Origin of the sequence: Streptomyces sp. NPDC057694, from assembly GCF_042799415.1 — a bacterium.
Classification (GTDB): domain Bacteria; phylum Actinomycetota; class Actinomycetes; order Streptomycetales; family Streptomycetaceae; genus Streptomyces.
This window is the reverse complement of the sequence record NZ_JBHVIX010000002.1, coordinates 181051-193881: the sequence shown is the minus strand read 5'-3', so window position 1 is coordinate 193881 and position 12831 is coordinate 181051. Positions and strand designations below refer to the sequence as shown.

At 68.2% G+C, this 12831-nt stretch carries 14 protein-coding genes; 7 read left to right on the top strand and 7 right to left on the bottom strand.

The features are described from left to right. Positions 1-115 precede the first annotated feature (115 nt). A complete protein-coding gene (locus ACFVDP_RS07695; protein ID WP_383484947.1) occupies positions 116-514 on the bottom strand; it encodes a hypothetical protein in 399 nt (132 codons plus the stop codon). Positions 515-577: 63 nt separating this feature from the next. After that, on the bottom strand, positions 578-1216 hold the full coding sequence (locus tag ACFVDP_RS07690; RefSeq protein ID WP_383484944.1) for a GNAT family N-acetyltransferase: 639 nt from the start codon (positions 1214-1216) through the stop codon (positions 578-580). Positions 1217-1444: 228 nt separating this feature from the next. Here ACFVDP_RS07690 and ACFVDP_RS07685 point away from each other — a divergent pair, with 228 nt between their 5' ends. From ACFVDP_RS07685 to ACFVDP_RS07675, 3 genes are all read left to right on the top strand, one after another. Then, positions 1445-2155 carry an MBL fold metallo-hydrolase gene (locus tag ACFVDP_RS07685; RefSeq protein WP_383484941.1) on the top strand — a complete coding sequence of 237 codons (711 nt, stop codon included), beginning with the start codon at positions 1445-1447 and terminating at the stop codon, positions 2153-2155. A 201-nt stretch (positions 2156-2356) separates the two neighbouring features. After that, positions 2357-3031 (top strand): SMI1/KNR4 family protein, encoded by a 675-nt coding sequence (locus tag ACFVDP_RS07680; RefSeq protein WP_383484938.1) that lies wholly within the window; start codon positions 2357-2359, stop codon positions 3029-3031. Positions 3032-3115: 84 nt separating this feature from the next. Beyond that, entirely contained in the window at positions 3116-3979 is an 864-nt protein-coding gene (locus ACFVDP_RS07675) for a phosphotransferase (protein ID WP_383486031.1), read from the top strand. Between the two features lie 159 nt (positions 3980-4138). Here ACFVDP_RS07675 and ACFVDP_RS07670 read toward each other — a convergent pair whose 3' ends face one another. The 4 genes from ACFVDP_RS07670 to ACFVDP_RS07655 form a co-directional block, all read right to left on the bottom strand. Beyond that, positions 4139-4405 (bottom strand): multiprotein-bridging factor 1 family protein, encoded by a 267-nt coding sequence (locus tag ACFVDP_RS07670; RefSeq protein WP_383484935.1) that lies wholly within the window; start codon positions 4403-4405, stop codon positions 4139-4141. A 299-nt stretch (positions 4406-4704) separates the two neighbouring features. Beyond that, complete coding sequence (locus ACFVDP_RS07665; protein WP_383484932.1) at positions 4705-4830, bottom strand: hypothetical protein; 126 nt, start codon at positions 4828-4830, stop codon at positions 4705-4707. Between the two features lie 271 nt (positions 4831-5101). Continuing rightward, entirely contained in the window at positions 5102-5710 is a 609-nt protein-coding gene (locus ACFVDP_RS07660) for a TetR/AcrR family transcriptional regulator (RefSeq protein ID WP_383484929.1), read from the bottom strand. Between the two features lie 90 nt (positions 5711-5800). Further along, complete coding sequence (locus ACFVDP_RS07655) at positions 5801-6673, bottom strand: 3-hydroxyacyl-CoA dehydrogenase family protein (RefSeq protein ID WP_383484926.1); 873 nt, start codon at positions 6671-6673, stop codon at positions 5801-5803. A gap of 170 nt (positions 6674-6843) precedes the next feature. Between ACFVDP_RS07655 and ACFVDP_RS07650 the strand changes: the two genes are divergently transcribed. The 3 genes from ACFVDP_RS07650 (at position 6844) to ACFVDP_RS07640 (ending at position 10049) form a co-directional block, all read left to right on the top strand. Then, positions 6844-7581: an acetoacetate decarboxylase gene (locus ACFVDP_RS07650; protein ID WP_383484923.1), complete on the top strand. Its 738-nt coding sequence runs from the start codon at positions 6844-6846 to the stop codon at positions 7579-7581. A gap of 158 nt (positions 7582-7739) precedes the next feature. Next, positions 7740-8918, top strand: a complete 1179-nt coding sequence (locus ACFVDP_RS07645; RefSeq protein ID WP_383484920.1) for a PucR family transcriptional regulator — start codon at positions 7740-7742, stop codon at positions 8916-8918. A gap of 141 nt (positions 8919-9059) precedes the next feature. Continuing rightward, positions 9060-10049: an alpha/beta hydrolase family esterase gene (locus ACFVDP_RS07640; RefSeq protein ID WP_383484918.1), complete on the top strand. Its 990-nt coding sequence runs from the start codon at positions 9060-9062 to the stop codon at positions 10047-10049. Between the two features lie 99 nt (positions 10050-10148). Here ACFVDP_RS07640 and ACFVDP_RS07635 read toward each other — a convergent pair whose 3' ends face one another. Next, the gene (locus tag ACFVDP_RS07635) at positions 10149-11732 is read right to left on the bottom strand and encodes an MDR family MFS transporter (protein ID WP_383486028.1); all 1584 of its coding nucleotides are present in this window, start codon (positions 11730-11732) and stop codon (positions 10149-10151) included. 366 nt (positions 11733-12098) lie between these two features. Between ACFVDP_RS07635 and ACFVDP_RS07630 the strand changes: the two genes are divergently transcribed. Continuing rightward, positions 12099-12695 carry a TetR/AcrR family transcriptional regulator gene (locus ACFVDP_RS07630; protein ID WP_383484915.1) on the top strand — a complete coding sequence of 199 codons (597 nt, stop codon included), beginning with the start codon at positions 12099-12101 and terminating at the stop codon, positions 12693-12695. Positions 12696-12831 lie beyond the last annotated feature (136 nt).

Genomic DNA, 12831 nt, shown 5'->3' with positions numbered 1-12831 from the left:
CGCCGCCCGTGCACCGGCCAAGGGCGACGGCATCGAGCAACCGGATCATGCCGCTGTATGTAGGGCCGCGCGGTGGCCTCCACGGCGAGGACGGGGGAGGACGGAGGAGGGAGAGTCAGACCGACAATGCCGCGTGCAGCGCGCTGAATGTCTCACGAAGTTCCAGCGAGGCGATCGGATCGATCTCCATCTGCAAATGACATATGGCGTCGTCGCCGTGGGGAGTCAGACGCACGAAAAAAGCGAAACCGTCCCCGACGGGCTCGGCCTTCAACGTCAGCGGATTGTTCCGGCCGGGAGTTACAGCCGCCGAAAAGCGTCCGCCCGACGGCGCATGCAGGTGGGAGAGCATGCGGGCCGCGAAGTCCACGACCTCCGCAGCGCAGAGATCTGCGGTGAAGTCAGCGGTCAACCGCGAGCACCAATCTGCGGTGACCTGCCAGCTGTCGTCCCCGGTCCGGGCGAGTTGCAGCCATACGTCATGGCTGCCGAGGCGTATCAGCGGTTCTTCCATCGTTGCCCTCCGACATTCGTGGCTGGGCTCAAGATCCTATGGAGCGGATCTCCGTAGGGGTCGTCAGAGGTCGTCTCGTTTGGTGCCGAAGGGGCAGGAGCTGAGCTCGGTGGGTTCGGGTGTCCAGGGGCAGGGAGTGCCGTTGTTGGGCTGCGTAGGGCGGTTCAGCCGCCAGACCACGTTGATCCCACTGCCTGAGGGAGCTGCGGGCGGCGTTGCCTGTTCACGCAGGAATTCGGTGAAGCCCAACCGGCGTGGTATCGCGGCGCTGGAGGTGTTGGACAGGTCGTGCGTGATTTCCAGGTACTCCACGTCCGGCAGCGTGAACATCTCGGTGACGATGGCTGCCGTTGCTCTGGTGGCGATGCCTTGGCCGGTGGTGGCGGGGTGCAGCCAGTATCCGATGCGCCGGCCCTGAGGTTCGGCCCCGCGGTAGGCCTGACACATGCCGACGAGAGTGCCGTCTTTGGCGATGGCGTAGTTGTACACGTCACCGCTTGCCCATTTCGACTCGGAGGTGGCGAGGATCTCTCGGGTGTTCTTCGCACTGTGATGGGCGACCCACGACTCCCAGGGGCGCAGGTGATCCAGAGACTCCTCGATCAACGTGAATGCCGAAGCGAAGTCGCTCTGCCCCCGCCAGCATCGCAGGACGAAGTCTCCGCACTCGATGATCTGCCTCGGTCGGTCCATGGCGGCCATGCTTGTCCGCAGGGCGGCTTGCTGCAACGGGATGCAGAGAACTGGTGGACCGTCTGCCCGGCAAGACTGCGGTAGCAGATCAGGGCGTCGGCGATCACGGAGAAGGTCAGGACATGCTCCGCCTGCCCGCCGCTACGAGCGCAAAGTCGAGCACTTCCGGGCCTTCGCCGGGATCGCCGTTACATTGTTTGCCATCCAAGGTCGCAGGCTTCATCCAGGAGAGGCTCCATGAAACTCGCACCTCATCTGCACCGCTTCGGAAACGACGTGGTGGCGTGCTATCTCATCGACACCCCCGATGGCATCACCCTCATCGACGCGGGCCTGCCGGGCCATTGGCGGGATCTGCAACGTGAACTGGGCTCCCTGGGCAAGTCCGCTGACGACATCCGCGGACTGGTGCTGACCCACGGCGACTCCGACCACATCGGGTTCGCCGAGCGCCTCCGCAGCGAGCACGGCGTTCCGGTGTACGTCCATGCCGCCGACGCCGTCCGGGCCCGCACCGGCAAGAAGCCCAAGACCCCGGCCGGCCCCATGCGGCTGGGACCCACGCTGCGGTTCTTCGGCTACTCGCTGCTGAGCAAGAACGGCTGGCGGACCCGCTACCTCCGTGAGGTCACCGAGGTCCACGACGGCGACGTCCTGGACCTGCCCGGCAAGCCGGCGATCGTGGGCATGCCGGGACACTCCCCGGGCAGCGTGGCCGTACATGTCCCCCTCGCCGACGCGGTCTTCGTCGGTGACGCCCTGACCACCCGCCACGTCCTCACCGGCCGCGTCGGACCACAGCCGGCGCCCTTCACCGACGACCCGGCCGAAGCACTCGACTCCCTCGACAAGATCGCCGGTCTGCAGGCGTCCTGGGTGCTTCCCGGCCACGGTGCCCCCTGGCGCACCTCGCCGGCCCAGGTGGGCGAGGCCATCAGGAAGGGCTGAGAGCGGCACCGCCTGGCGCTGGGACGAGGCCCCCGATGTGCCGCTGGAGGCCATTGGGCCTGTGCAGGTTCCGCACCTGCCGTCCTGACAGATGCACGCTGGCCCTGCGGAGTCGTTGACCGTCTGCTGACCGGACTGTTCCCGCCGTACAGCAGTGGGCTCCGCTCCCCGGGTGTCAGTGGCGGCACGTACGGTCTGCGCATGACTGATCAGCGGTGGGCGGGCGTACGTCGACGAGTTGAGGGAGCCGGTTCAGGCACTGCTGCCGACGAGGTTTTCGGTGCACTGGGACACAAGTGGGTCGTGGAGGATCCGCTCACCCAAGGCGAGCTTGCCGAACTTGAGGCCCAGATGGGTGTGCGGCTGCCGGAGGAGTACCGGGCCTTCCTGCTCGAGGTGGGCGCGGGTGGCGCCGGCCCCGCGTACGGCCTGTTCCCGGTTCGGCGCGTGCAGGGCCGTTGGCGATGGGAGGGCGACGGCGCGGACCTGGCCGACCTGACGAGGCTTGCCGAGCCGTTTCCCGACCAGGGCCCGGACCCGGGGCTGGTCAACGATGTTCTTGCCCAACGTCCCGAGGAAGAGGACTTCGACGACATCGAGGACTTCGACGATGCCATCGAAGCGTGGGACGAGCGGTGGGAGACGGTCATGTTTGCACCGGAGCGCACCGCCGGCGCGATCGTGATCTCCCATCTGGGCTGTGCCCAAAGAGAGTGGCTGATCATCAGCGGCAGCCACCGCGGCACGGTCTGGTCCGATTGCCGGGCGGACGACGTCGACCTCGCCCCACTCCTCGACGACGACGGCATGCCGGTGACGTTCGCCCGCTGGTACACCGACTGGCTGGAGAAAGCCGAGATCACAGCTTTGTCGTAGGTCGTCACCCGGCACTGCTGAGCGGTGTGGTCGGCCGAACGGGCCAAGTGCATCGCTCATCCATGCCAAGATCCGAGGGTGGATATGATCGACGTCACGCGTGCGATCGTGGCTGCGACGTCGGTCGCCGCCTCGCTCGACCTGTCGGCCAATGATGCAGACGTTCTCCACAACTCGAACAAGCTGGCACTGCGGTTGATGCCCTGCGACGTCTTTGCCCGGGTCGCCCCTGTGGGACAAGAAGTTGCACAGTTCGAAGTTGATCTCGCTCAGCGGCTCACCGAGGTCGGATGCCCGGTGTGTCCCTTGGAGCCTCGGGTGGAGAACCCACGTGTCTACACGCGCGATCAGTTCGCAGTGACGCTGTGGACCTACTGCGAGCCCGTGACACCTCACACCTCACCAGTCGACTACGCCCAGGCGCTGGAGCAGTTGCACGTCGGCATGCGCGAGATCGATGTGCCGAGCCCGAGGTTCACGGACCGGATCACGGAGGCGGAAGAAGTCGTCGCCGACCCGGATCGCTCGCCGGAACTCACCGACGCGGACCGCATGTTCCTCAGCGGCAGGCTGGCAAGTCTGCGACGAGCGATTACCGACCGCGGTGCCGTGGAGCAGCTGCTCCACGGCGAGCCACATCCAGGAAACGTGCTCAACACGAAGAACGGCCCCCTGTTCATCGACCTTGAGACGTGCTGCCGCGGACCGGTCGAGTTCGATCTCGCCCATGTTCCCGAGGCGGTCTGCGCGCACTACCCAAGCATTGACCAAGGGTTACTGGACGACTGCCGGCAGCTCGTTATCGCGATGGTCGCCGCGTGGCGGTGGGAACTCGGCGACCAGTTTCCGAATGGAAGGCGATTCGGAGAGGAATTCCTGCGCTTGCTGCGCGTGGGGCCTCCTTGGCCGACACTCGACACAGTGACCAGGCGACTGGACGGTCTGTAGAACACGCCGAAGGTCATGTGAAGGCGGCAAGGAACCGAACGACGGGACTGCCGCCGTTGCGGCCTCATGCGCGTTGGCCTAGCTGCCGCACTGAACCATGACACCGCTGCTCAACAGACGCTGCAATTCATCACAGATGTCCACACGTGCCCGCTCGCCCTACCCGTCCACGGAGCGTGAGTCTGACGGGCGATCACCGTCCAGTGGCTCGGGCTCGGCACTCGGAACGCTGCCCGGTTCCCAGCCGAGAACCTCTTCGAATCGGCGGGCCACGATGGGAACGGGAGTCTGCCCACGATCACTCTCGTAGAGCCTGATGGTCGCCTCGCTCAACTCGGTGCGACGGGCGAGGTCCCTCGCTGAGATGCCCTCGGCTTCCCGGAACTCGATCAGAGCTTTCGCCAACCGCTCGGATTCTGCACTCATGGCCAAAGCATCCCTCATCGTGTGCGCCCGGTCAGTATCCCGAGCACGTGCGCTGGTTCGCAGAGCCCGATCAGCAGTTGGGAAGAAGTGGCAGGACAGAGGGATCAGCTTCCTGGGCCATCAAGGGCAGTCAGCCTGAAAACCATCCCTGCCCCACCTGCGCCGTCCCAGCGTCGCGAACTCACCGGATGCACTCAAGAGCGTAGGACTGTCTGATGCTAGCCCTCGGCGTCACGGTCATCGTCCGGCCGGTCGCCTCCGCGCTCCTGCTCACCATCCGGTGGGCAAGAGCGCACCCTCTACCGCTGATCCGCCCGCCGTACCCACCAGAAGAAGATCGCCGACCACAGCACCGCCCACACCGCGGCTGCGACCACCGATGCCAGCCATGAATCGTCCGACATGAAGTGCCAGAGCAACGTCATCACAACGAATCCCAGCACCGGCCCCGCCACGACCCTGTATCGCCTCATGCCGCCCAACTACCCCCGAACGAAGCCCCGACCACACCCGATATCCGCACCGACCACGCCCTCACCCTTGGTGCTGCCGTTTTCACGGCCTGCGCCATCCACTGTCGTCGACGGCTCGCGAGAGTGCTGGCCCAGAGTTGCGGGACGAGCAGGCTGATGAGCGCAGGCAGGGGAGACCTCCAAGTCTGTGTTGCGGAGTGGAGTGGACCGAGGCCTGCACAGATCAGGGCGCGGGATCGGTGGGCGCGGTGAGGGTGCGCAGCAGCAGGGGGGTGAAGTTCTCCGTGAGGCGGGTGTTGCCGTGGATGACCTGGTGGGCGGTGACCCCTTCGAACAGGGCGATGAGCAGACGCGCGAGTTCGTCCGCCGGGAGCGAGGGCTCGGCTCCGGCGCCGTCGAGCGCCGAGGCGAGCACCCCGGTCAGCCCCTGGGCGAGACGGTCCTCGTGGACGGCCAATTGCTCGGCGACGGCAGGGTTGCGCGCCGCGTGCAGGGTGAACTCCATGGAGACCAGGAACCATTGGCGTTCTTGGGCGGTACGTCCCGCGATGCGTTCGCCGAGCTGAGCGATCGGATCCTTGTCCGAGGCCGCTTCGGCGCCCGAGGCCTCCAGGCCGGACAGCAGCCGGTCGGTGTGCTCGTCGTACAGGGCGAGGAACAGCTCCTCCTTGTCCCGGTAGTTGGAGTAGAAGGCGCCCCGGGTCAGCCCCGCCCGTTCGACGATGTCGCTGATGGTGGTGGCGTGGAACCCCTTCTCCCGGAACAGGGACCAGGCGCTCTCCGAGAGGGCGGCACGGGTCAGAGGCCGGCGTTTGGTCGGTGACTTCGGCACGTCGGGGCTCTTTCGTGGAGACTTCGCAGGCGGGGCGTGGTGTCCAGCCAGCCTAAGTGACCGCCGGTCGCGCCCGGGACCCCGCCACGATCAGCTCGCGCGGCCGTAGTCGTCGTAGAAGCCGCGCCCGCTCTTCACGCCGAGGTGCCCGGCGTCCACGTAGCCGCGCAGCAGTTCACGGGGGCCGGTGGGCAGGTTCGGGTTCTCGGCCGCGTAGTGGTTCTCGATGTCCAGGACGACATCCAGACCGACCTGGTCCATGGTGCGGAACGGGCCGGCGACACCGCCCATGTTGATCATCCACATCGCGTCGACGTCCTGCGGGGTCGAGACGCCCTCGGCGACCACGCACAGGGCCTCACGCTTGATGGCCGCCCACACGCGGTTGAAGATGAAGCCGGTGCTCTCGCGGCGCGCCTCGAAGGGGAAGACGCCGTAGTGCGGCAGCTCGCGCAGGAGCAGGTCGAGCACGGCCCGGTCGGTGCGGCCGCTCGACATCAGGTCGACGGCGCTCTGCGCGGGCGGCATGTAGAAGTGCATGTTGAGCACACGCTCGGGGTGCGTGACGTGGTCGATGAACGCGCTCGTGGGATACGACGAGGAATTGCTGGCCAGGATCGCGTCGGCGTCCGCGGCCTTGTCCAGGTCGGCGAAGATCTGCTTCTTCAGGTCCAGACGCTCGGGGATCGCCTCCACGACCAGCCACGCACCGGCCAGCGCCTCGGCGAGGTCGGTGGTGGTCGACACGGTGCCGGGCGTGCCGCCCTCGATGCCCGCGGCGACCTCGGCCACGTGCTCCTCGACGTAAGCGCACGCCGCCTGCCCGGCCTGCTGTACCGGGTCGTACACGCGGACCGAGCCGCCGCGGGTCGCGAACATCAGGGCGATGCGGCGCCCGAGGGTGCCGGCGCCGATGACGGTGACCGGGCGGGACGCCGTCTCGGTGGGGAGGGTGAAGGACATGACGATCTTCTTCCAGTGGTGCGGGGGCGACGCCGCGGAGCCTGTGGGCCCGGATTTGCGGACGACCGCCTATCGGATACATGGTGTATCCGATACAGACTGTATCGCATGTGGTGTCGGCACACCCATGCCGATGCCGACAGCACGACGAGTCGCACAGGAGACCGCCCATGCGCGCCGAAGAGGTCCGCCGCCACGTCACCACCCCGCTGACCACCCCCGTCTATCCGCCCCGCGCCACCCGCTTCACGGACCGCGAGTACTTCAACGTCCTGTACCGGACCGACGCCGAAGCGCTGCGCGCCGTCGTCCCCGAACCGCTCGAGATCGACGAACCCCTGGTGCGCTTCGAGGTCATGAAGATGGGCGACGTCGAGGGATACGGCCCCTACCTGGAGTGCGGCCAGGTCGTCCCCGTGCGCCTCGGCGACGAGCGCGGGGAGTACCTGCACGCCATGCACCTGGACAACTTCGGAGCCACCGCTGCCGGCCGCGAGCTGAGTGCGTATCCGAAGACGATCGGCTCCCCGGCCCTGTTCGCCGATCACGGCGCCCTCGTCGGCACCCTGGACTACGGGACCCAGCGGGTGGCCACCGCCACGATGCCGTACAAGTGGGAGCCCCTGGACCCGGACCTGGCCCGCGAGCAGATCACGGTGCCGACCTTCGACGTCAAGATCGTCCCGAGCCTCGACTGGCAGCTCCAGTCCTGCCGCCTCGTGCGCACCCGCATCACCGACGTCACGGTCAAGGCCGCCTACCAGGGCCCGGCCCGCCTCCAGCTGTCCGCCCACGTCATGGCGCCGCTCGCGGACCTGCCGGTCCTGGAGGTCGTCTCCGCCAGCCACATCGTCACGGACCTGACCCTGGCTCCGATGGAGCCGGTGCACGACTACCTCGCCGCATAAGGGGGGAACGTCGCAGCCGCGCGTCGGACGCGTGCCGCTCCCGGCCGCCCCTCCCCGTGAGCGAGCAGGTCCTGCATCGGCACAATCCGCCGCAGGCGCGCGTTCGCAGGCGTGGATACTGACGCTCACCGTTCGACAGTGATCCTTAAGGGGTGCGTATGGCACAGGACGAGGCCCGGCTGCGCCGCCACCTGGCGACCTCCCTGCTGGACGACATCGACAGCATCACCGGGCGGCTGGTGTCCGACATCTGCGCCCACAGCGCTCTCTACGCCTCCGGGCGCCCGGTCACCCGCGCCGACCTGCACGCGATCTGCCGCGACAACCTCGTCCTCGTCGTCAAGGACTTCGGCCGGATGCCCGCGGGCGCCGACGACTTCACGGCCGCCGCCACCGAGACCGGGCGGCGGCGAGCCGGACAGGGGATGCCGCTGGACACCGTGCTGATGGCGTACCGGCGCGGTGGCCGCGTCCTGTGGCAGGCCATGACGGAACCGCTCAGGGGCCGCCCGGCGAGCGAGCAGGACCTCACACTCGAGGTCGCCGGGGCGCTGTGGGAGACCATCGACCGGTTCTCGACCGTGATGTCGGACGCCTATCGACTGGCCCAGCTCGAACTCCAGCACCGCCAGGAATCCCGCCGCGGCGCCTTCTTCGAAGCCCTCTTGGAGGGGCGGGGCAGCGACCCCGCCGTGGCCGCGGCGGCGTCCGCCGCCCTCGGGATCCCGGTCTCCGACTGCTACGTGATCGTGGTGATGGAGCAGAATCCCGCCGACCCCGCCACTGTCGAACCCGTCCTGAAGGAAGCGGACTTGTGGTCGTTCTGGCGTACACGAGCGGAACGCAGCACGGGGCTCGTACGGCTGGCGGCGTTCGAGTCGGCGAAGCTGGCGGGAGTGCTGCGTGACGCACGACTGGGATCTGTCGGCATGTCACCTCCCTTCCAGAGCCTCGCCGAGGCGGACACCGGACTGCGCCTGGCGGAACGCGCGCTGAGCACGTTGTCCCCCCAGAGCGGTGAGGTCGCGGAACTCGACGAACGCCTGGTCGAGGCGATGCTCAGGCACGACTCCGAGATGGCCGACCGCATCCTCGCCCGTTACCTGGGAGGGGTCCCCGAGTGCGGGCCGGACGCCGTGCTGCTGATGGACACGCTTGCGACGTGGCTGGCGACGGGCTGTTCGGCCCCGCGCACCGCGGAACGTCTGTACTGCCACCGCAACACCATCCTGAACCGACTGGAGCGGATCTCCGAGATCACCGGCTGGTCCATCGAGTCGGGCGAGGCACGTCTGGGCTGGGCACTGGCCCTGCGGGCGGCACGCGTCCCGCGCTGACCCGACCTTGCGCACGGTGTCCCCGGGCGTTGTGAATCCGCCCATGATCCGCACGCCACGGTTGGGCTACTGCCCCTGGCCGCCGGCGGAGCGTGGCACCCACGATGTGCGGGATCCGATCACATCCACGGGAGGTCTGTGATGCGAGGGAGATTCCGGCGCGCGGTCGTCATCGCCGCGACGATGGGCTTGGCGTTGACGTTCCTGACGGACAGGGCCGTCGCCGCGGCAGGGCAGGACGACCGGGGCACGTACATCAACACCGCGGGCAAGGTGGACTACGAGGTGCACCTGCCGCCCGCGTACGAGCCGGGGAAGAGGCTGCCGGTGGTGGTCGCGCTGCACGGCTGCGGCATGACCGGCTTCGCCGACAACTCGATGAAGGACCTGACCGGGTTCAACAAGGTGGCCGACGCCGAGGGGTTCATCGTCGTCTATCCGTCACAGGATCCGCTGCGCAATCTGCTCCGGTGCTGGAACGCGGTCCAGCCCGCGCACCAGCACCGGGACAAAGGTGAGCCGTCCCTGATCGCGGGAGTCACCCGGGACGTCGTGAAGAAATACCACGCCGACGCCACGCAGGTGCACGTCGCCGGAGCCTCCTCCGGCGCCGGTCTCGCGGTCATCATGGCGGTGACCTACCCGGACGTGTACGCCTCGGCGGCCTCCCTGGCCGGCGGCGAGTACGCCTTCGACAAGGTCCAGCCCGACCCGGACGCGGTCAGTCCCCTCGACACCGCGAAGCTGGCCCATGCCGAGATGGGAGCGCGGGCCCGGCAGGTTCCGTTGCTGATCGAGCAGGGGAGCGCCGACACGACCGTGCCGCCGTGGATGGCCGACCGGCTGGCCTCGCAGTGGGCCGCCGTCGACGACCTGGCCCCGGACGGCACGCTCGACGGGGACGTGGACGACGTGCCCGATGCCACCGAGTACGTGCGCGCGCCGGGGGAGCGTCCCTACACCCGCACCCGGTACACGGCACGCGACGGTGGGGCAGCGCTGATCGAGAAGTACGACGTGGAAGGTCTGGCCCACAAGTGGCCCGGCGGCGGCTCGGGTCCCTACGCGGATCCGCTGGGCCCGAACATGACCTCCATCATGTGGAAGTTCTTCGCCGCACGGCACTTGTGAGGGATCCCGCGACGCCAAGAACGGCAGGCCCCTTTCACTCCGAGTGCCGGAGCGAAAGGGGCCTGCCGGATGTTCGTCGTCCGGCGACGGGTGGCCGGGTCAGTCCGTGGTGCGAGTGCCCGGACCGGATCCCCCGGGCGCGGAGTCCTGCGCGCCGGCGATGCTCTGCGCACCCACGGCGGTGATGTCACCGGCCGGGGCGGTCGGCGCCGGAGTTTCCTCCGCGCCCGCGAAGCCGCGCAGCGGCACCTGGCGGATGAAGAACGCGATCACGATGCCGACGACCGCGACGGCCGCGCCCCAGGTGAACGCCGAACCGATGCCGTCGCTCACCCCGTCCTGGAAGGCGTGCTGGACGGAGGCGGGCAGTTGGTGCAGCATGCCCGGGGTCATGCTCGCGATGGAGCCACCGGTCCCGGACGCGGCCGAACCGGCGTTGTCGGCGAACGTATCGGTCAGCGTGGTCGTGTAGAGGGTGCTCAGCAGGGAGACGCCGAGCGAACCGCCCATGTTGCGCAGGAAGGTGGCGGCACCGGTGGCGGCGCCCATGTCCTTGATGGGGGCGCTGTTCTGCGCGATCAGCATTGTGGTCTGCATCAGGCAGCCCATGCCGATGCCGAGGACGACCATGTAGACGCCGGTGGTGAAGCGGGTGGTGCCGGTGCCCATCGTGGCGAACAGGCCCAGGCCGACGGTCATCGTGATGCTGCCGACGATGGGCAGCGACTTGTAGTGCCCGGTCTTGGAGGTGAGCGCACCGCCCGCCAGCGAGAGGACCATGGCGGCGATCATCATGGGCATCAGCAGCAGACCACTGTTGGTCGCGGAGGAACCCTGGACGTACTGCTGGAACTGCGGCAGCAGCGTGATGCCGCCGAACATCGCGAAGCCGACGACGAAGCTGAGCGCGCCCGCCAGGGTGAAGTTGCGGTTCGCGAAGACGGACAGCGGCATGATCGGCTCGGCGACCCGCCGCTCGACCATGACGAAGCCGACGAAGGCCGCCACGGTGAGAGCCGACAGCCCGAGGATCACCCCGGACGTCCAGTCGTACTCGCTGCCGCCCCACGTCGTGATCAGCACGAGGGCGGTGATCCATATGGTCAGCAGCGCCGTGCCCAGCCAGTCGATGCGCACCCGGCCCGTGCCGCGCGGCAGCTTCGCCAGGGTGAACCAGCAGACCAGGAGCGCGACGATGCCCAGGGGCAGGTTGACGTAGAACGCCCAGCGCCAGCTGAGGTGGTCGGTGATGAAGCCGCCGACCAGCGGGCCGCCGATCATGGCGACGGGCATGACCGCCATCATGACGCCCTGGTACTTGCTGCGGTCCCGGGGCGGCACGATGTCGGCCAGGACCGCCATGACGCCCACCATCAGACCGCCCGCGCCCAGGCCCTGCACCGCGCGGAAGGCGACCAGCTCGCCCATGTTCTGTGCCATACCGCACAGCACGGAGCCGAGCAGGAAGATCGCGATGGAGGACAGGAAGGTGATCCGGCGGCCGAGCAGGTCGCCGAGCTTGCCCCAGATGGGGGTGGAGACGGTGGAGGCGAGCACATAGCCGGTGGTCACCCAGGCCAGGTGCTCCAGGCCCCCGAGGTCGCCCACGATCGTCGGCAGCGCGGGCGCCACGATCATGTTGTCGAGCATGGCGAGCAGCATGGCGATGACCAGGCCGCTCATGGTCACCAGGATCTCGCGGTGCGACAGGCGGGGCGGAGCTTCCGCCTCGGCCGGGGCCGGCGCGGTCTGCGTCACGGCGAATGCCTTTCGGTCGGGAACGGGGCGCACGGAGGTGCCCCGTGTACGTCACAGAGGTGGAGGCCGATGGGCAGCGGGCTGTGCCGCGGCCTGCCGTACGAGAACGGACGCTCTCGCCGACTTCGGGTGTGGGGAGCGCGTCGACGCTCACTTACTTACTTACTTACTTACCGGCCGGTCGGTAGCTTACTTGCCGCACGGTAAGTTGGCAACGAGCTGGATCACGGACACGATCACTGACGGAGCGTTCGTGTGTGCGGCGTTCCGTGACGAAGGGACTCCACGTTCATGACCACCCCAGGGCGACGCCGGGGCAGCGACACGCGGGCCGAGATCCGCGAGGTCGCTCTGGAGCTCTTCACCCGGCAGGGCTATGAAGCGACGTCGCTGCGGGAGATCGCCGAACGCCTCGGGATCACCAAGGCCGCCCTCTACTACCACTTCAACAGCAAGGACGACATCGTCCGATCGCTGTTCAGCGATCACCTGACGGCGCTCGACGCGTTGGTGGACTGGGCGCGCGAACAGCCCCAAGGCCCTGAACTGCGTATGGCCGTGGTCGACCGGATGGTCGCGCTGATGACGGGCGAGGGCCGGTCCGTCATGCGCTTCGCGCTCGCCAACCAGCGGGTCATGCGCGATCTGCGGCCGGACGAAGGGGGAAGTGCCTTCGAGCGGCTGGCAGAACTGTGCGCGGTCGTCCTCGGCCCGGACGCTCCGGCCGACGCGGTGCTGCGCCTGCGCTCCGCGCTGCTCAGCGCCAACATCGTGTTGCTGGCCGCGCACGATCTGGACGCTTCGGACGCCGACATCGCCCGGGTGACCCGGGACATCGCTCAGCGGCTCGTCGCCGATCTGGACGCCGGGGCGACCGGCGAGGGGTGAGGGCCAGAGGCACCCCACCCGGCACGGGGTGGGGGGGCCGCCGCCCGCCTCCTTGGGGGGGGGCACCCCCCTGCGGGATCACCCCCCTTCCTCGGTTCTCAACCCCTTCTTTTTGTAACCCCCCCTTCCACCCCTA

What these genes read in the sequence shown, in the direction of transcription:
- ACFVDP_RS07675 (WP_383486031.1), top strand. Translation starts at nt 3,116, where the DNA reads ATGATCGACGTCACGCGTGCGATCGTGGCTGCGACGTCGGTCGCCGCC.
- ACFVDP_RS07655 (WP_383484926.1), bottom strand. Translation starts at nt 6,673, where the DNA reads ATGTCCTTCACCCTCCCCACCGAGACGGCGTCCCGCCCGGTCACCGTC.
- ACFVDP_RS07665 (WP_383484932.1), bottom strand. Translation starts at nt 4,830, where the DNA reads ATGACGTTGCTCTGGCACTTCATGTCGGACGATTCATGGCTGGCATCG.
- ACFVDP_RS07690 (WP_383484944.1), bottom strand. Translation starts at nt 1,216, where the DNA reads ATGGCCGCCATGGACCGACCGAGGCAGATCATCGAGTGCGGAGACTTC.
- ACFVDP_RS07645 (WP_383484920.1), top strand. Translation starts at nt 7,740, where the DNA reads ATGGCACAGGACGAGGCCCGGCTGCGCCGCCACCTGGCGACCTCCCTG.
- ACFVDP_RS07695 (WP_383484947.1), bottom strand. Translation starts at nt 514, where the DNA reads ATGGAAGAACCGCTGATACGCCTCGGCAGCCATGACGTATGGCTGCAA.
- ACFVDP_RS07685 (WP_383484941.1), top strand. Translation starts at nt 1,445, where the DNA reads ATGAAACTCGCACCTCATCTGCACCGCTTCGGAAACGACGTGGTGGCG.
- ACFVDP_RS07670 (WP_383484935.1), bottom strand. Translation starts at nt 4,405, where the DNA reads ATGAGTGCAGAATCCGAGCGGTTGGCGAAAGCTCTGATCGAGTTCCGG.
- ACFVDP_RS07635 (WP_383486028.1), bottom strand. Translation starts at nt 11,732, where the DNA reads ATGAGCGGCCTGGTCATCGCCATGCTGCTCGCCATGCTCGACAACATG.
- ACFVDP_RS07640 (WP_383484918.1), top strand. Translation starts at nt 9,060, where the DNA reads ATGCGAGGGAGATTCCGGCGCGCGGTCGTCATCGCCGCGACGATGGGC.
- ACFVDP_RS07680 (WP_383484938.1), top strand. Translation starts at nt 2,357, where the DNA reads ATGACTGATCAGCGGTGGGCGGGCGTACGTCGACGAGTTGAGGGAGCC.
- ACFVDP_RS07650 (WP_383484923.1), top strand. Translation starts at nt 6,844, where the DNA reads ATGCGCGCCGAAGAGGTCCGCCGCCACGTCACCACCCCGCTGACCACC.
- ACFVDP_RS07630 (WP_383484915.1), top strand. Translation starts at nt 12,099, where the DNA reads ATGACCACCCCAGGGCGACGCCGGGGCAGCGACACGCGGGCCGAGATC.